An 18,809-nucleotide genomic window follows, 5' to 3' on the forward strand; every position below is an offset into this window, starting at 1 on the left:
TGCAACCCTTTGCAACTCTGGTAGCAACCGCTCTCGTGCGTGAAGGTGGTGCGAGCGGAGGGTGGTGCCGTGTCGGCGCAGCACCACCCACCGCTTTTTCGTGCTCCTGGAGGGGCCGAGAGGCGTCAGACCTCCGCCCGCGCCCGCTCCACCACCGCTCCCAGATCGAGCGTCGAGGGCAGCGTCCCGAACGCCGTGCCCCAGTCGCCGCCCAGCCGCGAGGCACAGAAAGCGTCCGACACCTCGGGCGGTGCCCAGCGCACCAGGAGCGCCCCCTGCAACACCAGGGCCATCCGTTCCACGAGCCGCCGCGCCCGTCCCTCGATCCCGTCCAGGTCGGCCAGTTCGGCCAGCATGTCGCGGATCGCCCTGTCGAGGCGGTGGTCGGCGCCCCGCGCCTGCCCGACCTCCCGCAGGAACGCGTTCAGCGCCATCGGCTCGTTCTGGAGCGCCCGCAGCACGTCGAGCGCCTGGACGTTGCCCGAGCCCTCCCAGATCGAGTTGAGCGGCGACTCGCGCAGCAGCCGGGGCATCCCCGACTCCTCCACGTAGCCGTTGCCGCCCAGGCACTCCAGCGCCTCCGCCACCGTGGGCGTGCACCGCTTCGTCACCCAGTACTTCGCCACCGGCACCGCGATCCGCAGGAACGCCCGCTCGGCCTCCGTGTCCGTGTCGTACGCCGCCGCGAGCCGCATCCCGAGGACCGTCGCCGCCTCCGACTCCAGCGCCAGGTCGGCCAGCACATTGCGCATCAGCGGCTTCTCGATCAGCACCCCGCCGAACGCCCTGCGGTACGCGGTGTGGTGCACGGCCTGCGCCACCGCCTGCCGCATCAGCGCCGCGGAGCCCAGGACGCAGTCGAGCCGGGTCGCCGCCACCATCCCGATGATGGTGCGGATCCCCCGGCCCTCCTCACCGACCCGGCGCGCCCAGGTCGTCCCGTCGAACTCGACCTCGGCCGAGGCGTTCGACCGGTTGCCGAGCTTGTCCTTGAGCCGCTGGATCGCGAACGCGTTCCGCGTCCCGTCCGACAGCACCCGGGGCACCAGGAAGCAGCTCAGGCCGCCCGGCGCCTGGGCCAGCACCAGGGAACCGTCCGACATCGGCGCCGAGCAGAACCACTTGTGCCCGGTGAGCACGTACGCGCCGTCCTCGGCCAGCGGACGCGCCTCCGTCGTGTTCGCCCGGACGTCGCTCCCGCCCTGCTTCTCCGTCATCCCCATGCCGAAGAGCACCCCGGCCTTCTCCGCCGGCGGCCGCAGACCCTGCTCGTACACCCGCGAGGTCAGCAGCGGCGCCCACACGGCGGCCAGCTCCGGGTCCGCCCGCAGCGCGGGCACGGCGGAGTGCGTCATCGACAGCGGGCAGCCGTGCCCGGCCTCGGTCTGCGTGGCGAGGAAGAAGCCCGCCGCGCGCCGCACGTGTCCACCCGGACGGCCCCACGCGTCTGTGAGGCCCGCGCCGACCGCCCGGCCCAGCAGCCGGTGCCAGGCCGGGTGGAACTCGACCTCGTCGATCCGGTGCCCGTACCGGTCGTGCGTCCGCAGCCGGGGCGGACACGTGTTCGCCAGCTCCCCCCACTCACGCGCCTGCTCCGAACCGGCGGCCCGGCCGCACTCCGCGAGCTCCTCGCGCGCGACCGCCGAGACCTCCGGGCCGAGCGGCTCCAGATGGCGCTCCACCGCCTCCGAGAGAGCCCGGTCCGCGGTGAAGACGTCGTATCCCACCAGGGGCGGAGGCTGGTTGGTCACGGTGTGGGTGCTGGCTGCCATGCCGATACGGTAAGGAGGTGCAGGCAGCAAACGAAACACCCGAGCGGCGGCCCGGGAACAGACTCCACCGGGCCCGGGTCCTCTACCGCAACGTGTCGAAGCGGAAGATGGTCTGGCTGCTCCTGAAGGACACCGTCAACTCGTGCATCGAGTACCGCATCCTCGGCCTCGCCGCCGAAGCGGCGTTCTTCACCCTCCTGTCGCTGCCCCCGCTGCTGCTCGGCCTGATCGCCCTCCTCGGCTACGCCGACGACTGGACCAACACCGACACCGTCGCGAGCATCCAGGAGAACATCCTCCACGCCGCCGGAACGGTCCTCTCCGACCGGGGCGTCCGCGACATCGCCAAGCCGCTCCTGGACGACGTCACCCAGGGCACCCGCCCCGAACTCGTCTCGCTCGGCTTCGCCATCGCCCTGTGGTCGGGCTCCCGCGCCGTGAACGTCTTCATCGACACCATCACCGTCATGTACGGGCTCGACGGCCACCGGGGCATCGTCAAGACCCGGCTGCTCGCCTTCCTGCTCTACATCGTGGCGCTGCTCATCGGCGCGGTCGTGCTGCCGCTCGCCGTGGTCGGCCCCGACCGGGTGGTGGAACTCATCCCCTGGGGCACCGAGGTCGTCTCCGTCCTCTACTGGCCGGTCGTCATCCTCCTGTCCATCGCCTTCCTCACCACGCTGTACCACGTCTCCGTGCCCGTCAGATCGCCCTGGATCGAGGACATCCCGGGCTCGCTCGTGGCGCTCGGGATGTGGGTGCTCGGCAGCTTCCTGCTGCGGATCTACCTCACCAGCCAGGTCGAGGGCCCGACCATCTACGGCTCACTCGCCGCCCCGATCGCCGTCCTCCTCTGGATCGGCATCTCCGCCTTCGCCGTGCTCGTCGGCGCGGCGGTGAACGCGGCGATCGACCGGGTCTGGCCCTCCGTCGCCACCGCCGCCGCCCGCGAGGCCTCCGACCGCGCCCGCGCCGCCCAGGCCGCCGAGCTCGTCGCCCGACTCCGCGCGGAGGCGGAGGAGGTCGACGAGGACGACCCCGACATGCCCTCGGAGTTCCCCGAACGCTGGTCCCGCTTCCTGCCCCCGGACGACGTCAAGTCGCGTCTGCACTCGGGCTGGGAGAAGGACTAGGGCCTGTCCGGCCCTGATCCGCCGGACACGACCTACCGCCGACCGGACTACGCTCGGAGGCGTGTACGAGGAACGCCCCGCGCGCCTCGACGGCGCGGTCGTCTGGAGCATCGGGCCCTCACCCGTGGGCGAGGAGCCGGTGCCCGTGCTGCCCGACGGCTGCATGGATCTGCTGTGGCACGACGGCCGGCTCTTCGTCGCCGGCCCCGACACGTTCGCGTACGTCCCCGAGGGCGGACCCGGCCGGTACGCGGGCCTGCGCTTCGCGCCCGGGGACGCGCCCGCGCTGCTCGGCGTCCCCGCGAGCGCCCTGCGGGACCGGCGGGTCGATCTCGGCGCGCTCTGGGGCGAGGCGCGGGCCCGGCGGCTCGCCGAGCGGGTGGCCGCGGCGCCCGACCCGGCCGACGCGCTCGAGGCGCTCGCCGTGGACCGGGCGGTGGACGCCCCGGCCCCCGATCCGCTGATCCGCGCCGTCGCCCGCCGCCTTGCCGCCGGACGGCCCGTCGCCGAGACCGCCGACGCCGTCGGCCTGGGCGCGCGGCAGCTGCACCGGCGGTCCTTGGACGCGTTCGGCTACGGGCCCAAGACGCTGGCCAGGATCCTGCGGCTGCAACGCGCCCTGACCCTGGTCAGAGCGGGCGTCCCGTACGCCGAGGCGGCCCTGCGCGCGGGCTGCGCCGACCAGGCGCACCTGGCCCGTGAGACCAGGGCGCTGGCCGGAACGACGCTGTCCGCCTACGCCTCGGACTGGGCGAAGAGGGAGACCCCGCAGCCGTCCGGGTCGAGCACGACGGCGTAGCGCTGGCCCCACACGGCGTCCCAGGGCTTCAGATGCCCCCGGTACCCGGCGGCGACCAGCGCCTCGAAGGTGGCGTCCACCTCCGCCGGCGAGCCGCAGAGGAACGCGAGCCCGATCCGGTCACCGCCCTCGGGACGGGACCACTCGGGATCGAAGGACCGGATGACCTCCTCGGTGTCCCACGCGATCCGCATCCCCCCGGGCAGCGCGGCCTCCACATGCGGCTGCGTGTCCGCGTCGGCGGGCACGTCGAGACCGAGCCGCCGGTAGAAGGCGAGCGAGGCGGCCATGTCGGAGACGACCAGGCCGATGACGTCGAGTCGTGGTGTGTTCATGGGGCCACGGTAGGCAGGGCGGGGCGCCCGGGTCTTGGACGAATCGGACGTCCGCACCGGCGAGGCGGGAGGGCGCGGCTACATGGGGCCGTCCGGCGACCCGAACCGCCGGCCCCAGTCCTCGGGGGCGGGTGAGCCGTCGGGTTCGCGCGCGGTGGCGTCGACGGCATCGGGACCGCTGACCCTGCCGGGCTCCGGGCTGCCGGGTCCCGGATCCTTCGGCGAGTCCTGGCCGGCAGGCGTGACCTCGATCCGGCGGTTGTGCCCGTCCTCGTCCCCGCTCTCGTTCCTGCTCCCGTCCGCGTCCTCGGCCTGCCCGCCGGTCAGACGGGCGGCGAGGCCGGCGAACCAGCCGCGAGGACGAGGCGCCTCCGGGCCGGGCGGGTCACCGGCCGGAGGATCCGCGCTCGGCGACAGGAGCGGCGGGGCCACCGCGCCCTCCGCCCGGGCATCTTCCGCCCGGCCACGCTCAGGCTCGACGACCACCACGTGCTGCCAGCCACCCGCCGTCGCCGTGATCCCGTCGAACTCACGCTGTCTCGCTCGGGGAAGACGCGCCCGCAGGCTGTGGGAGACCAGGACCGTCACCAGGAGGACGTTCCGTCCGGCGTCCGCGACCTGCACGTCCGTCGCCTCTCCGAGCGCACTCGCCGCCTGCTCCGTGCCCTCGTGGATGACGACGTTCAGCCGGACCTGCGACAGGGCGTGCGGGGGCAGCTGCCGTGCCAGGGCCCGGGGGAACGCGTCGACCGCCCATTCGACCAGTTCTTCGGCGGAGTTCCCCGGCGGAATCGGTGTGCGGACCAGGTCCCTGCCTCTCGCCTGCGCACCGCCGAGGACGCTCTGGACCAGCCCGACCACGATGTTCCGGAGGTCGTCCGCGAGACGTGGCGCCGCATGGGGCAGCCTGACCACCAGCCAGCCCGGCGACGTCTCCACGGGCCGGTCAAGGGACGCGCGCTTCTCGAGGAGCTCAGCCTTCCACTCCCGTAGGCGCGACCGTTCCTCCTCGGCCCAATGGCCCTCGATCCCGTCGAGCGGCTCGCCGTACCAGAGAGCCAACGCGGCATCGAGATGCTCACGGGCCTGCCTCAGGTTCCCGCGGGAGACGGCCTGGTCCGCCCTCCCGGCCAGCGACCTCGCGTGCGCCAGGTCCAAGGACGTCCCCCGGACGGGCAGCCAGTACGCGCCGCGTTCCACCCGCAACGGCAGACCGAGAGCCATCAGGTGACGGAAGCGCTCGGCGGGGGGGACGCTCGGCTCGTCCCCCAGCGCCTCGAGCATCTGCGCCTCCCAGACGGGAAACCCTCCAGCCAGCAGCAACCGGCACAGGAAGGCGTTGCCGTCCTGGAACGCGGGCGCGGAGACGTCCTTCCCCTCGATCGCCGCCTTGGGAGGACCTAGGAGCTGGTATCGGACCGAGAACTGCTCCAGCGGGGAGCTGGGGCGGCGCAGCCGGGACAGGGCCGCGGCTCCCCGGTGCCGGACACCATGCTCCTTGGCCAGCAGTCGCGTCACGGCCCGCCCCAGCTCCGGAGGGATGTCCGGGCGGGTCTCCTCCAGATCCGGCGGAGGCGCCTCCGCGTGCTGCGCGAGCACGGACGTCAGATCGCCACCTTGAAACGGCGGCGCCCCCGTCAGCATCTCGAACAGGATGCAGCCCAACGCGTAGAGGTCGCTTTCCGGCAGTACGAGCCCCGACTGGCGTTCCGGCGCCATGTACCGGGCAGTCCCCGGGTAGGTCCTGCCCTCCGGGCCGGCGTCAAGGGGGAACTGCGCCGTCCTGTCGGGGTCACCAGGGCGTTCGGAGTACGGCCAGCGCAGGCCGTAGTTGGCGAGCCGGCGCACCATGTCGTCGACCCCCACGACCTTGGCGGGGGTCAGGTCGCCATGGGCGATGCCCGGACCGTGGTGGAGGGCCCACAAGCCGCGGAGGATGTCCTGAGCGATCGACACGGCCTCGTCCACGGGGAGCGGCCCGGGTGTGGTGGCGAGGAGCTGCGCGAGCGTGCGACCGTGCAGGCGCTCCGTGATGAGACAGCAGCCCTCGTCGACGACCACGGCGTCGAACACCCTGAGCAGATACGGGCTGACGATACGGGCGACATCGTAGGCCCTGGCCAGGAAGTCGGCGGCCGCGGAGCCCCCGTCGCGCCCGTTCTTCCCGGTCCGCAGGCGCTCTTCCTCCGGCGGGAAGCGGAAGAACCAGACAGCCACGGACTGGTTGAGATACCGGTCGTCGGCCAGCCACATCTCGGCCGGCCCTCCTTCGATCCGCTCGACGAGTTCGTAGCGGTCGCTGTTCAGCCGGAAGGCGGCGCCGGCGGGCTCTGACGCGGCGATGCGGGCACCGAGCCCGGTGGCACGGGCCCGCTCGCCCTCCGGACCGGTGGTCGGGTTCGCGACGGAGGAGCCCGTCGGGGACGGCTCCCCGCTCGCCCCTCGGCGCTCGGGCCCCCGCAGCAGCCGTACGCTCTCCTCGCTCACCAGCGCGAACGGCCGGCCCACGGCCCGTTCGCCGCTTGCCGGGGCAAGGCTCTCCACCAGCGCCCGGAACTCGCCGGGCAGGGATCCTGCGCGGGACTCGATCTCGGCGGAGATCCGGGCCAGCAGCCCCGTGGTGCCGACGAGGGCCGTGCGCGGCAGTGTCCCGAGCAGAACCTCCCGAACACCGGGACGGAACTCGTACGCCCCCGGTCGGGCCTCCGGCTGAGTCCGGAGCATGCCGCTGAGGACGACCTCGGCCAGGTGCTGCGGCGCCGGGTGCTCCTCGATCGCCGCCTGGACGAGCCGCATGACCGGCAGATGGGCGGATCCCACCGCCACGTGCGCCGCCAGCCGGAACGCCTGTGGCGAGGCGATGGACCGGAAGCGCAGCACCAGACCCTCCGGATCTCCTTCCTCCGGATCGAACGTCTCGTGGCTCTCGTCCTGGTCGCCCTCGTTCGCCTGCTCTGCCGACAGGTCGCCCGCCCCCACGAACGCCGCCGCTCCCGGCACCTCTGTGCCGCCCGGTGAGGCGATCAGGGTGGCCCAATTGCCCAGCCAGCCGCCGGAGGGTTCCAGCATCGGCATCGGGATTCCGGCCGACGGCGGACCACCGTGGTACGGGGCGAAGTCCAGGGCGGAGTTGGACATGCCGGGCCCCGGGGCGACGAAGAGGCCCGGCAGCGGTGGCGCGGCCGTGTACCGCCACAGCCTCTCCGGCAGGGGCTGGAGAACAGCCACCGGCAGCTCGCGGCCCAGCGCGGCGAGGGTGGAGCGCCAGCGCACCCCTGCGGGGCCGGTCCGCCACTGCGGACCCATGCAGTCGCTCACGACCAGGGTCGCCGTCCTCCCGAGCTCCCGGTGGCGTCGGGGCAGCCGCCCGTCCTCTCCCAGGTAGAGGACGTCGAGCGTCCGGAATGCTCCGGTCTGCGCGAGCGCGGTGTGCAGTTCCCGCACCAGGGGCCGCCACATCGTCATCGTCGGCCCGGAGTCGACGACGAGGCGCAGATGGAGCCAACGCTCGCGCTGAGGACGCAGCACGGGTAACCAGAGGCCGGGAGCGGCGCCGAGTCTGGCGATCCGATGGGCGGTCGCGGACTCGTCCAACTCCCAGCGCGTGGTGCTCGGTACGGTGCGACGCAGCGGACGCAGCGACCGCTGGAGGGCGAGTGGGTGGGAGAGCATCGGCGGGGCGGGCGCCAGCAGCGGGGTGTGCCTGGACGGTTCCGCCGGCTCCCCGGAAGCGGGCGCAGGTCCGGCCTGCGGCGTGTGGAGGGGCATGCGGGCCGGGGACGGCGGCATGGCGTGGGGAGGTCCCTGCGGACCGGGAGCCGGGGGCTCCGCCGCGGCGGACGGGACGGGATCCACGGGGCGGTGCCCCGACGGCGGGCCCGCGGGCGTCCGCGACACCGCCGACGGGGGCGGGGCCGGTGGTACGACGGCGGGCGCGATCTCCGGCTCCTGCGGATCCGGGTCGCGCATATGCCGCGCCAGCCAGAGGAGTTCGGCCAGTTCCCCACCGGTCGGCGGTTCCTCTCCCGCTCGGCCCAGGACCTTGGCGAGGACGTCCAGGGACCCGGCCCGCTCAGACGTCATCGACGTCCCAGGTCTCCGCCGCACGGCCCAGGTACGGCATTAGCGCCCCGGCCAGCTCCTCCCGGGACTCGGCGTCCAGGCCCGACGTGCGGGTCAGGTAGATGGCGTTGAGCAGCTGGTCGGTGGCCAGCTCGCCGGCGCTGCCGCGGTGCAGGAAGGCGTCGACCAGCGCGTGGTCCCGCTCGTCCAGGGGCCCGAGATGGGCCCGCACGATGTCCTCCAACTGCTCGCGCAACGGCTGTCGCAGTTCGAGACGCACACAGCGGCGCAGGAAGGCCGGCGGGAACTCGCGCTCTCCGTTGCTGGTCAGAACGACGAACGGGAAGGCGCGGCACCCTACTTCGCCGTGCCGGACCGCGACCCGCTGCTCGGAGTCGGCGACCATCACCTCGGCCACCGGGTGCGTCCTCGCCGCCCGGACGAGTTCCGGAATCTCGTACCGTCCCTCCTCCAGGACGTGCAGCAGGTCGTTCGGCAGATCGAGGTCGCCCTTGTCGATCTCGTCGATCAGCAGCACGCGGGGCCGGTCGTACGGAAGCAGCGCCGTACCGAGCGGACCGAGTCGCAGATGGTCCTCGATCGCTGTCTCTTCGCGGTCGGGCGCCGCCGGCCTCGGCCCGTCGGCCCGTACGCCGGTCTTCCCGGCGGCGTACAGGCGGGAGAGGGGGTCGTACTGGTACAGGCCGTCGGTGACGGCCGTGCGGCTGGTGATGTTCCAGCGCAGGACCCCGCCCAGCCTCAACTCCCTGGCCACGGCGAACGGAAGGCTCGACTTGCCGCTGCCCGGCGGTCCGGTCACCAGGAGCGGGCGGCGGAGGTACAGGGCCGCGTTGACCAGTTGGACGGTCTTACTGGTGGGCTGGTACGTCTCCGCCCGGTGGATTCCGCCTGGCACCTCATCCTGCTCGGACGGCGGCGGCAGCGCCGGCCCGCCGTCGAAGGACCGCCACGGCGGCGGCGCGGGCAGCGCGTCGATGCCGTCGTGCGGCTCGCTCGATCCGGTGTAGACGGGCCACAGGGACATCGGGGCAGCTTCCGTTCTTCGCGGTCGTCGGCGTCGTGGTTCTTCGGTGCGTGTCGGTCCGGCTCACCCGACGGGTGACCGGCGCATCGGTCGGATCTCGGGGAAACGGCGCGGGTCCTCCCAGACGAGGGACAACTCCGCGGCCCAGTGTGGTTCCGGGCCCTCGTGGAGGAAGGCCTCCTTGCGCAACCGGAATACCAGCTCGGGAAGTTCGGTCGGCGCCAGCCGCGAGATCCGTTCGGCGATCCGGTTGAGGAAGCCCGAACCGGCGCAGCTCCCCGAGCACGGCCCGCCCGGCGGGCAGCTGGTGCGCGGCCACATCACGATGGGTGCGGGCGCGTTCAGGGCGGCGCCGTGCAACTCCCGGTCACGAGCGGTCTTCGGCGGCCGGGCGAATCCGACGGGGCCGCGTATGTCCTGGAGCAGCACCGACAGCTGCGGGCCTCGCTGGGTGCTGGAGCACGCGACCCGGTGCAGCGGCGAGCCGTCCTGGCGGTCCAGCTCCTCCCACATCCGCTTGAGCTGGAACTGCAGCCGTGCCTTGCCGCGTCGGTCGTGATCCATGACGACGACCGGCGACGTGCAGCCGAGCGGGGCCTCCTTCCCCTTGCTCCTGGTCCACAGGTCGACCGGTCGATTGAGCCAGTCGCGGGGGAGGGCGAAGGCGATGAGGGGACGACCTTCACCGATCTCGTCGTACGCCTCGTCGATCCGGTCCAGGACCCAGGAGCGCAGGTGCACGGTGGTGAGCCGCTTCTCGTTGACGAGGAGCCGATCGCCGTCCCGGTAGACGGAGACCTCCGCGATGACCGTGCCGCGGTCGGCGCCGCTGCGGCGGATCTCGACGAGTATCGGAGCCCAGGGAGGCGGGGCCGCCCGGAGAGGGGCGTGCGGGCCGTCGTTCCGGACGGCGGCGGGGCTCTGTCGGTGGGGTTCGTCCGGGTCGGGCGCGCCGCACCGTTCCGTGCCGCGGGCCTGGGTCCCGTTCCTGTCCGGGCCGTCCTGGTTCCGCGCTCTGTGCTCGCGCGACCAGACACGTAGGTCGCGCCCGAGCGCGGGGTCGTCGACCAGGTCCGCGAGCCGCAGGGTGAGTGCGGCCAGTGGCAGGTGCCCCGGGCGGGGAGACGTCTCGGTGAGCAGGTACCAGACGGACTCCCAGAGACCACTCGACCGTGTCGCGTACGGAGCGATCCCCAGCGACCCGGTCGCGATGCTCATCAGACGGTCCACCGGCCACGGCGGCGTGCCGACCCGGTCGACCAATTCCCGCAGCCGGCGTTTCTCCTCGGCGGGATAGCCCGGGGTCGGGACCCGCTCGGCCAGGGCGGGCACGTGCCGGGCCAGGACGCGAGCGGGGATCATCCGCCCGTTGCGGGTCACCGGGTCGTACGAGGAGATCATGCCGACCACCTCGCCGCTGTCCGCCCGCATGGCGGCCGCCCCGCTGAAGCCGTGCGAGGGCTCCTGGCCGTACGCCTTCCAGAACTCCACCTGGCTCCACTCGCCACCGATCAACAGTCGGTCGTGAGTGACGCGAAGCTCGGTCTGTGCCCCTTCCTCGCCGTAGCCGTGGGGGAAGCCGTAGGCGACGAGCCGGGCCGGCTCGCCGGCGCCGAGCGGCTCCTCCCGCTCCGCGAAGGCCGCGGGTGCGACCGGGGCGGGACCGTCGAGGGCCAGGACGGCGACATCGCCGGGGTCCGTCCCCCGGCCCGCCCAGGCGCCCCGTTCCGCGACGCGCGCCTGGAGCACGCCGAGACCGGGGGCGCCGGGGAAGGACACCGCCGACCGGTCGAGGCCCTGGACGACATGCGCGCACGTGAGGATCCTGTCCTCGCCGACGAGGAAGCCGGAGCCGGAGACCACGCCCTCGTGCTCGATGCGAACATGCCAAGCGGGAGAGCCTGTCACGAGGCGCTTGCCCCCACGCCCACACCGTTCGGCGCCCAGGAGAGCTTCACGGTCAGATGGCCCTCGACCGCGGTCTTGGCGATGACCGCGCCCGCCTCCGCCGTCAGCTTCACGCCGAACTCCAGCTCCACACCGTCCGGCTTGAGCGCCCCCTCCCGGAAGACCGTGAGCGCCGACTCGGCCGCCGAGCGGATGCCCTGCAGTGCCTCGTCGAGTGTGCGCCCGGCCTGGACCAGGGAGTTCCCTCCACGTGAGACGAGTTGCGCCCCGGGCTGATGGCCGTCCGCCTCGACCACGACCCGCGCGCCGCTCTGCGTGGTGAACTCCATCAGTGTGCTCACAACTACCCCCGAGGACTGAACAGTTGGTCCACGCAACATTCTGTCCCGCAGGACGCTTCCTTGTCCTCGGAACCGCCCACCTCCAGGGCGTGCGGCCGCTCGTCGGGTGGCGCGGACAGGCCCGACGTACGCTGAGAGCGGGACCGCGCCCGACGGAGGTGTCGGCATGACCGCATCGGCGATTCCCCACGGCCCCGGGGCCACCGCCTGGGCGCCCGAGACGGTGACCACGGAGCCGTACAACGCGCAGACCCCGCTGGCCGCGCTCGCCGATCCGCTGACGCCCGCCGACGCCCTCTTCGTACGGGACCACTTCGGTGTCCCGCGCCCGGAACTCGCCCGGTGGCGGCTGCGCGTCGACGGCGCCGTGACCGCCCCGCTCACGGTCGACTACGAGCAGCTCATCGCGCTCGGCAGGGGTGGGCGGCGCGAACTCGACGTCGTCCTGGAGTGCGCGGGCAACGGGCGCGCCCTGATGAACCCGCGCCCGCCCGGCCTGGCCTGGGAGCGCGGGGCGGTCGGCTGCGCCCGGTTCGCGGGCGTCCCCTTCCACCTGCTCGCCGAACGGGCGGGCATCGCCCCGGACGCGGTCGAGTTCGTCTTCACCGGCGCCGACGAGGGCTCGTTCCGGGGACGCCCGGTCGCCTTCGAACGCGCCCTCCCGCTCGCCGAGGCCCTGCACCCCGACACGCTCCTCGCGACGCACCTCAACGGCGAACCGCTTCCGCCCCGGCACGGCGCCCCCGTCCGGCTCGTCGTGCCCGGACGGTACGCCGTCGCCGACGTGAAGTGGCTCGTCGGGGCGCGCGCCGTCACGGCGCCCTTCACCGGGGTCTTCCAGACCGAGGAGTACGTCTACATCGCCTCGGACGGCACCCCCGACGGGCCCGTCGGGGCGATCCGCGTCAAGTCGCTCATCACCGCGCCCGAACCGGACGAGGACCTGCGGCGCGGGACGGAGACCGTCGTCCGCGGCAGGGCCTGGTCCGGCGGCGGGCGGGCCGTCGGCCGCGTCGAGGTCAGGGCCGAGGACGAGGACGGCACGGGCGCGGGGGACGGCGACCCGGACACGGGATGGCACGACGCCGCACTGGAGCCGCCCAGCGGCCCCTACGCCTGGACCGGCTGGTCGTACCCGTGGACCCCGCGCCGCCCCGGCCGGTACCGCCTGCTCGCCCGGGCGACCGACTCGCACGGCGCCACCCAGCCGGACCACGCCCCCTGGAACGCCCAGGGCTACGGCTGCAACACCGTCGCCTCGGTCGAGGTGGTCGTCGTCTGACCCGCGCGGCCTACTCCCCGAGGGAGCGCTGCTCGGGAAGGTTGCCGGCCGCAGGGTCCTGCTCCTGGGGCTGGTCGAACTGGCGGGCGGCCCGGTCGAAGTAGCGGAGCAGCTCCACGGGGAAGGGCATCACGAGCGTGGAGTTCTTCTCGGCGGCGACCTCCACCACTGTCTGGAGCAGCCGCAGTTGCATGGCCTCCGGCGTGTCCGCCATGATCCGCGACGCGTTGGCGAGCTGCTGCGCCGCCTGGAACTCGCCGTCGGCGGTGATGACCCTGGCCCGCCGCTCGCGCTCCGCCTCGGCCTGTCGCGACATCGACCGCTTCAGGGACTCCGGCAGCTGGACGTCCTTGATCTCGACCCGGTCGATGTGCACGCCCCAGCCGGCCGCCGGACTGTCGATCATCAGCGCGAGCCCCTCGTGCAGCCGCTCCCGGTCGGACAGCAGGTCGTCCAGATCGCTCTTTCCGATGATCGAGCGCAGCGAGGACTGGGCGACCTGCCCGACGGCGAAGGCGTAGTCCTGTACCTCGATCGCCGCCCGCGCGGGATCGACGACCCGGTAGTAGACGACGGCGTCGACCTTCACCGAGACGTTGTCCCGGGTGATGCCCTCCTGCGTCGGGATCGGCAGGGTCGCGACCTGCACGTTCACCTTCCGCATCCGGTCGGCGACGGGAATGAGCAGGGTGATGCCCGGCTGCCGGTGACCGGGCAGCGCCTTGCCGAAGCGGAACACCACGCCCCGCTCGACCTGATTGATCACCCTCAGCCCGCTGCGCAACACCAGCAGGACACAGACGACGGTGACGACGGCTCCGACAGCGACGCCATCCATGGCAGCACACTCCCTTTGTGGGTGCGGTTCGACACTCCTCAGGACGGTCATGGTGGAGCGAGCGGATGCGGATGCCGCGTCAAGAGCGCGTAAATGCAGGCGGGTTGACCGCAGAGGTCCCCCTGCGGACCGCAGCGGAGCCCGACGGCCCCCGCCCGGACGGACGGGGGCCGCCGGGTGCCGGGGCGCGGGTGGGATCAGAAGAGGTCGCGGTACTGCTGGAATCCCCAGCCGATCTTGACGCGGGGCTTGAACGGCGCCGCCGCGCTGCCCGTGCCCTTGTACAGCCACAGGTCGCCCTTGGGGTCACGGGCGACCAGGTCGCTGCGGCGGTCGGCGTCGACGTCGCCGGTGGCGACCAGCCTGTTGAACATGTTCCAGCCGGCGCCGACCCGGGCGCGCGGGGCGAACGGCGCGCGTCCGTCGCCGGTGCCCTTGTACAGCCAGAGCACGCCCTGCTTGTCGCGGGCGACGATGTCCGGCTTGGTGTCGCCGGTGTAGTCGCCGACCCCGGCGATCTGGGTGTACGCGTTCCAGCCGGCGCCGATCCTGACGCGCGGCGCGAGCGTGCCGTCCGCCCGGGTCTGGACGCGCCACAGGACGCCCTGCCGGTCACGCGCCAGCAGGTCGGGGTGGGCGGCGCGGGCCAGGGTGCCCGGCGAATGGACGCTGGTGTACTGCTGCCAGCCGGTGGCGACCTGCTTGAGGTTCCCGCCACGCCACTGGTTGACCACCCCGTTGGACATCACGTGGTACGCGCCGTCCTGGTACCCGGTCAGGTCGGGGTCGACCGGCACGGCGGTCGTCAGTCCCTTCCAGACGTAGGCGCCCGACCGGGGGTCGAGGCCGCCCTTGCCGTCCCGCATGTAGACGTACATCTGACCCGACGGGAGGATCCCGCTCAGGTAGTAGGCCGGCGCGGTGGGAGTCGGTTCGGGCGCGGTGCCCGCGACCGCGGGGCCGGCGACCGTGGCGGCGAGCGCGACGGTCGTGGCCACGGCGGCCAGGCGGGCGAGGCCGCGCCGACGGGGGACGAGGTGCTTCAAAGGAACTCCGGATGATCAGGTGAGAAGCCGGCCCCGCGGTGCGTCACGCTGGTCATGGCGGTGCACCGGAACAGGAGTTCTGAAGCGAACCGGCCCCCACGGCTCTCGACCCCAAGGCTAGAGGAGGCCGGCACGGGGTTCGCACAGGGGGTCGAGGCCCTGGCTCACCGCCCGACCGGTTCGGCGACTCACCGCCCGACAAGTTCGGCGACGAGGTCCGCGACACGATCGGGGTGTTCCTCGATGACGAGGTGGCCCGCCCGGGGCAGGACCCGCAGTTCCACCGAGAGCGTCCGGCGTACCGGCGCGGCGAGACGGCGCGGCGGCAGGAAGACGTCCTGATCCCCCGTGGCCACCCGGCGCGGGAGGGTCTGATGGGGCGCTCGGGCCGGTTCCGGCGCGCCGCTGGAGCGGGCGTGCCGGGCGACGAGGGTCATCCACTCCACGAGCGCGGGGCGCGGCGCGGGGGCGTCGGGTGCGGACATGGTGCGCAGGAGCCACGCGCTGTGCCGCGGTCGGGGCAGCGCGAGCCAGGCCGCGGAGGCGCAGAGCAGGCGCGGCGTCAGCCGCAGCGAGGTCAGGCCGCCGGGGGAGACGAGGACCTGCCCCTCGACCCGGGGAGAGGTGGTGGACAGTGCGATCGCCGCGCCGAAGGAGTGCCCCAGCACGATCACCGGGCCGGACGTACAGGCCTCGATCACCTCGGACAGCCATGTTCCGTACCAGCCGAGTCGGCCGCCGCCCCGGCCCCGCTCGGGCGAGCTGAGGCCGGGCTGGCCCGGCACGTCCACCACGACGGTCCGGTACCGCGCGGCGAGCGCCGTCGCCAGCGGCAGGCACGTCGCCGCGTTGAAGTTCGTACCCGGGACCACCACCACGGTCGGGCCGCCGTCACCGGCGAGGACCACGCGGGTCTCGGCGCCGGCGGCGGTGAACACCTCACAGGTGTGCGGTACGTGCCAGGCGGCCAACCGATCGAGGCACCAGCGCCGGATCGCCTCTCCGCCCGCGGCGCTCCGGTAGATGGACGATCCGCTCACGAGCCCGTGCCTCCCGCGTGGATGGAGGGAGGGACGAGACACCGCCGAGTCTCGTCCCTCCGGCGGCCGGACCGATCGGCCCGGCCCGATGCCGCTGACTTTCAGGTCGTCGGGCGGCCGTGCAGGGAATCTAAGCCTCGGGGAAGCCGCGGAGAACGATTCGGCGCCCGAACTTGCGCGCTCTTGACGGCCGCACCCGCGCCGCGTGCCGGCGCGGCGGGAAGGCCGAGCGGAAGCCGGTCGGAAGCCGCTCGGAAGCCGTGCGGCGGTCGTGCGGAAAATCGATCGCGCGGTCGTCGGGGGTGGGGCTAGGGTGAAGTCGTTCCTGCGGGCTGCCAAGGCTTCCGCGGGTGTCGCCGCGTCGGCGACCACGGAGAAGGATCCAGGAGGTGTGACCGATGGCTGTCATGACGGTGGGCAATGCCCTCATCCAGAAGCTCGTCAACACCACCTCCGTGGCCTCCGGCTGACCTTCCTTCACTCTCTCCGCGCGTCCAGTCTCTGGACCGCGCGGTGCCTGCCGGGGCCACCCTTGTGAAGGGTCACCCCTTGTCTTTCTCCTCTCCTCAGGATTCGATCTCGCACGCCCTCACCCCGTACGGCTGGGACGAGGGCTGGGAGGCCGCGTTCGCCCCCTACACCGTGTGGGACCTGCTGCCGGGCCGCGTCCTGCGGGTCGACCGGGGCCAGTGCGATCTGATCACCCCCGTCGGCACCATCCGGGCCGACACGGAGTTCGTCGTGCCCCGGGACCCGCTGAAGGTCGTCTGCACCGGCGACTGGGCCGTCGTCGACGCCGCCGGCGACCCCCGGTACGTACGGGCCCTCCTGCCGCGCCGCACGGCGTTCGCGCGGTCGACGTCCTCCAAGCGGTCCGAGGGCCAGATCCTCGCCGCCAACGTCGACCACGCGATCATCACCGTGTCGCTCGCCGTCGAGCTCGACCTCGGCCGCATCGAGCGCTTCCTGGCCCTGGCCTGGGAGTCCGGCGCACAGCCCCTGATCGTGCTCAGCAAGGCCGACCTGGTGCCCGACCCGGTCGGGCTCTCGTACCTCGTCGAGGACGTGCAGAGCGTCGCGCCGGGTGTCCAGGTGCTGCCCGTCAGCTCCGCGACCGGCGAGGGGGTCGAGGTCCTGCGCTCGCTCGTCGCGGGCGGTACGAGCGTGCTGCTCGGCGTCTCCGGCGCGGGGAAGTCGACGCTCGCCAACACGCTCCTCGGCGAGGACGTGATGGACGTCCAGGCCGCCCGTGACGTGGACGGCAAGGGCCGTCACACCACGACCACGCGCAACCTGCTCGTGCTGCCCGGGGGCGGTGTCCTCATCGACACGCCCGGTCTGCGCGGGGTCGGGCTCTGGGACGCCGAGACCGGCGTCGGCCAGGTGTTCTCGGAGATCGAGAGCCTGGCCGAGGAGTGCCGCTTCCACGACTGCGCCCACGAGGCGGAGCCCGGCTGTGCCGTGACCGCGGCCGTCGAGGACGGCTCGCTCGCGGTCCGCCGCCTGGAGAGCTACCGCAAGCTCCTCCGCGAGAACCAGCGGATCGTCGCCAAGACCGACGCGCGCCTGCGCTCCGAGATCCTCAAGGACTGGAAGCGCAAGGGCGTGGAGGGCCGCGCGGCGATGGAGGCCAAGCGCGGCGGCGCGGGCGGCCGCGCACGCCACTCCGGCTGGTGACGAGAGCGGTCCGCCACGGGAACCCCGGGGCAGCGCGGTGTCCGAAAACCGCCAGCCACGCCCCCGGGGCTCCCGCACACTGGAACCCGTGGACAGCGTCAGGGAACAGGGCGACGGCCGCAGGGACCTCGGTGAGGACCGGCGGTACGAGGCCGTCAGCAGCAGGGACGCCCGCTTCGACGGCGCGTTCTTCTTCGCCGTCGAGACGACCGGCATCTACTGCCGGCCGAGCTGCCCCGCCGTCACGCCCAAGCGGAAGAACGTCACGTTCTTCCCGACGGCCGCCGCCGCCCAGGGCCACGGCTTCCGCGCCTGCCGGCGCTGCCGCCCGGACGCCGTGCCCGGCTCCGCCGAGTGGAACGTCCGCGCCGACGTCGTCGGCCGTGCCATGCGCCTGATCGGGGACGGGGTCGTCGACCGTGAGGGCGTCCCCGGCCTCGCCGGGCGGCTCGGCTACAGCGCCCGCCAGGTGCAGCGCCAGCTCACCGCGGAGCTCGGCGCGGGGCCCGTCGCCCTCGCCCGTGCGCAGCGGGCCCACACCGCCCGGCTGCTCCTGCAGACCACCGGGCTGCCGGTCACCGAGATCGCCTTCGCGTCCGGCTTCGCCAGCGTGCGGCAGTTCAACGACACGATCCGCCGCGTCTACGCACGTACCCCCACCGAGCTGCGCGCCGAGTCCGGCACCGGCGCCGGGCCCCGAACCGCGCTCGCCGCCGGGGTGCCGCTGCGGCTCGCCCACCGGGGCCCGTACGCCGCCCGCGAGGTCTTCGACCTCCTCGCCGCCGAGGCCCTGCCCGGGGTCGAGGAGGTGCTCGGCGACTCCGAAGCCCGTACCTACCGCCGTACGCTCCGTCTCCCGTACGGCACCGGCCTCGTCTCCGTCGACGAGCGCTCCGCCGGGCCCTGGCTCGGCGCCCGGATCCACCTCACCGACCTGCGCGACCTCACCACCGCCGTGCAGCGGCTGCGCCGCCTCCTCGACCTGGACGCCGACCCGTACGCCGTCGCCGAGCACCTCGGCGCGGGCCCCGACCCGGTGCTCGCCGAGCGGGTCGCCGCGTGCCCGGGGCTGCGGTCGCCGGGCGCGGCCGACCCGGAGGAGTTCGCGCTGCGGACCGTGATCGGTCCCGAGGAGGCGGCCCGCCTGGTCCCGGCCCACGGCACGCCCCTGGACGCCGCCTGCGGCGCGCTCACGCACCTCTTCCCCGAGCCCGCCGCGCTCCTCGCCCACCCCGAGGCCGGTCCGCTCGCCGCGGCGCTCACCGGCGGGGCCGTCCGCCTCGACCCGGGAGCCGACCGCGACGAGGCGGAGGACGCCCTGCGCGCCGTCCCCGGCGTCGGCGCGCGCCGGGCCGCCCTCATCCGGATGCGGGCCCTCGGCGACCCCGACGTGGACCCGGACGCGGACCCCGACGTGGACCCGGACGCGGCCGCCGGGGACGGGGCCCGCTCCGACGCCTGGCGGCCCTGGCGCTCGTACGCGTACCGGTACCGGCATCTCGGACCCGTACCGGCACCGGCACAATGAGCC

14 protein-coding genes are annotated in these 18,809 nt (G+C 73.5%); 5 read left to right on the top strand and 9 right to left on the bottom strand.

Translation table 11 applies throughout. From position 1 onward, the window contains the following. Window positions 1–125: 125 nt before the first annotated feature. Window positions 126–1,772: an acyl-CoA dehydrogenase family protein gene (locus tag ACF09C_RS04825; protein ID WP_392088784.1), complete on the bottom strand. Its 1,647-nt coding sequence runs from the start codon at window positions 1,770–1,772 to the stop codon at window positions 126–128. 17 nt (window positions 1,773–1,789) lie between these two features. Here ACF09C_RS04825 and ACF09C_RS04830 point away from each other — a divergent pair, with 17 nt between their 5' ends. After that, window positions 1,790–2,905: a YihY/virulence factor BrkB family protein gene (locus ACF09C_RS04830; protein WP_362421507.1), complete on the top strand. Its 1,116-nt coding sequence runs from the start codon at window positions 1,790–1,792 to the stop codon at window positions 2,903–2,905. 61 nt (window positions 2,906–2,966) lie between these two features. Next, window positions 2,967–3,704 (top strand): helix-turn-helix domain-containing protein, encoded by a 738-nt coding sequence (locus ACF09C_RS04835; protein WP_392088786.1) that lies wholly within the window; start codon window positions 2,967–2,969, stop codon window positions 3,702–3,704. Here ACF09C_RS04835 and ACF09C_RS04840 read toward each other — a convergent pair. From ACF09C_RS04840 to ACF09C_RS04860, 5 genes are all read right to left on the bottom strand, one after another. Next, window positions 3,641–4,039, bottom strand: coding sequence for a VOC family protein (locus ACF09C_RS04840; RefSeq protein ID WP_392088788.1), 399 nt, complete (start codon window positions 4,037–4,039; stop codon window positions 3,641–3,643). The genes ACF09C_RS04835 and ACF09C_RS04840 overlap by 64 nt on opposite strands. 78 nt (window positions 4,040–4,117) lie before the next feature. After that, entirely contained in the window at window positions 4,118–8,122 is a 4,005-nt protein-coding gene (locus tag ACF09C_RS04845) for an SAV_2336 N-terminal domain-related protein (protein WP_392088790.1), read from the bottom strand. Beyond that, window positions 8,112–9,146 (bottom strand): AAA family ATPase, encoded by a 1,035-nt coding sequence (locus ACF09C_RS04850; RefSeq protein ID WP_392088792.1) that lies wholly within the window; start codon window positions 9,144–9,146, stop codon window positions 8,112–8,114. The genes ACF09C_RS04845 and ACF09C_RS04850 overlap by 11 nt, the downstream gene beginning before the upstream one ends. A gap of 63 nt (window positions 9,147–9,209) precedes the next feature. Then, complete coding sequence (locus ACF09C_RS04855; RefSeq protein ID WP_392088794.1) at window positions 9,210–11,054, bottom strand: trypsin-like peptidase domain-containing protein; 1,845 nt, start codon at window positions 11,052–11,054, stop codon at window positions 9,210–9,212. After that, window positions 11,051–11,395 (bottom strand): CU044_2847 family protein, encoded by a 345-nt coding sequence (locus ACF09C_RS04860; RefSeq protein WP_392088797.1) that lies wholly within the window; start codon window positions 11,393–11,395, stop codon window positions 11,051–11,053. The genes ACF09C_RS04855 and ACF09C_RS04860 overlap by 4 nt, the downstream gene beginning before the upstream one ends. Window positions 11,396–11,561: 166 nt before the next feature. Between ACF09C_RS04860 and ACF09C_RS04865 the strand changes: the two genes are divergently transcribed. Then, window positions 11,562–12,677 (top strand): sulfite oxidase, encoded by a 1,116-nt coding sequence (locus ACF09C_RS04865; protein WP_392088799.1) that lies wholly within the window; start codon window positions 11,562–11,564, stop codon window positions 12,675–12,677. Window positions 12,678–12,687: 10 nt separating this feature from the next. Here ACF09C_RS04865 and ACF09C_RS04870 read toward each other — a convergent pair whose 3' ends face one another. The 3 genes from ACF09C_RS04870 to ACF09C_RS04880 form a co-directional block, all read right to left on the bottom strand. Then, the gene (locus tag ACF09C_RS04870) at window positions 12,688–13,515 is read right to left on the bottom strand and encodes a slipin family protein (protein ID WP_392088801.1); all 828 of its coding nucleotides are present in this window, start codon (window positions 13,513–13,515) and stop codon (window positions 12,688–12,690) included. A gap of 197 nt (window positions 13,516–13,712) precedes the next feature. Beyond that, a complete protein-coding gene (locus tag ACF09C_RS04875; RefSeq protein WP_392088803.1) occupies window positions 13,713–14,561 on the bottom strand; it encodes an FG-GAP repeat domain-containing protein in 849 nt (282 codons plus the stop codon). A gap of 188 nt (window positions 14,562–14,749) precedes the next feature. Continuing rightward, the gene (locus ACF09C_RS04880) at window positions 14,750–15,601 is read right to left on the bottom strand and encodes an alpha/beta fold hydrolase (RefSeq protein ID WP_392088805.1); all 852 of its coding nucleotides are present in this window, start codon (window positions 15,599–15,601) and stop codon (window positions 14,750–14,752) included. Between the two features lie 549 nt (window positions 15,602–16,150). On the opposite strand from ACF09C_RS04880, the gene rsgA reads away from it, so the two are divergent. Both rsgA and ACF09C_RS04890 read left to right on the top strand, forming a co-directional pair. Continuing rightward, a complete protein-coding gene (rsgA, locus tag ACF09C_RS04885; protein WP_392088807.1) occupies window positions 16,151–17,278 on the top strand; it encodes a ribosome small subunit-dependent GTPase A in 1,128 nt (375 codons plus the stop codon). 88 nt (window positions 17,279–17,366) lie between these two features. Continuing rightward, the gene (locus ACF09C_RS04890) at window positions 17,367–18,806 is read left to right on the top strand and encodes a bifunctional transcriptional activator/DNA repair enzyme AdaA (RefSeq protein ID WP_392088809.1); all 1,440 of its coding nucleotides are present in this window, start codon (window positions 17,367–17,369) and stop codon (window positions 18,804–18,806) included. Window positions 18,807–18,809 lie beyond the last annotated feature (3 nt).

Origin of the sequence: Streptomyces sp. NPDC014870, from assembly GCF_043081505.1 — a bacterium.
Taxonomy (GTDB): Bacteria; Actinomycetota; Actinomycetes; order Streptomycetales; family Streptomycetaceae; genus Streptomyces.

What these genes read in the sequence shown, in the direction of transcription:
- ACF09C_RS04870 (WP_392088801.1), bottom strand. Translation starts at nt 13,515, where the DNA reads ATGGATGGCGTCGCTGTCGGAGCCGTCGTCACCGTCGTCTGTGTCCTG.
- ACF09C_RS04825 (WP_392088784.1), bottom strand. Translation starts at nt 1,772, where the DNA reads ATGGCAGCCAGCACCCACACCGTGACCAACCAGCCTCCGCCCCTGGTG.
- ACF09C_RS04850 (WP_392088792.1), bottom strand. Translation starts at nt 9,146, where the DNA reads ATGTCCCTGTGGCCCGTCTACACCGGATCGAGCGAGCCGCACGACGGC.
- ACF09C_RS04845 (WP_392088790.1), bottom strand. Translation starts at nt 8,122, where the DNA reads ATGACGTCTGAGCGGGCCGGGTCCCTGGACGTCCTCGCCAAGGTCCTG.
- ACF09C_RS04865 (WP_392088799.1), top strand. Translation starts at nt 11,562, where the DNA reads ATGACCGCATCGGCGATTCCCCACGGCCCCGGGGCCACCGCCTGGGCG.
- ACF09C_RS04840 (WP_392088788.1), bottom strand. Translation starts at nt 4,039, where the DNA reads ATGAACACACCACGACTCGACGTCATCGGCCTGGTCGTCTCCGACATG.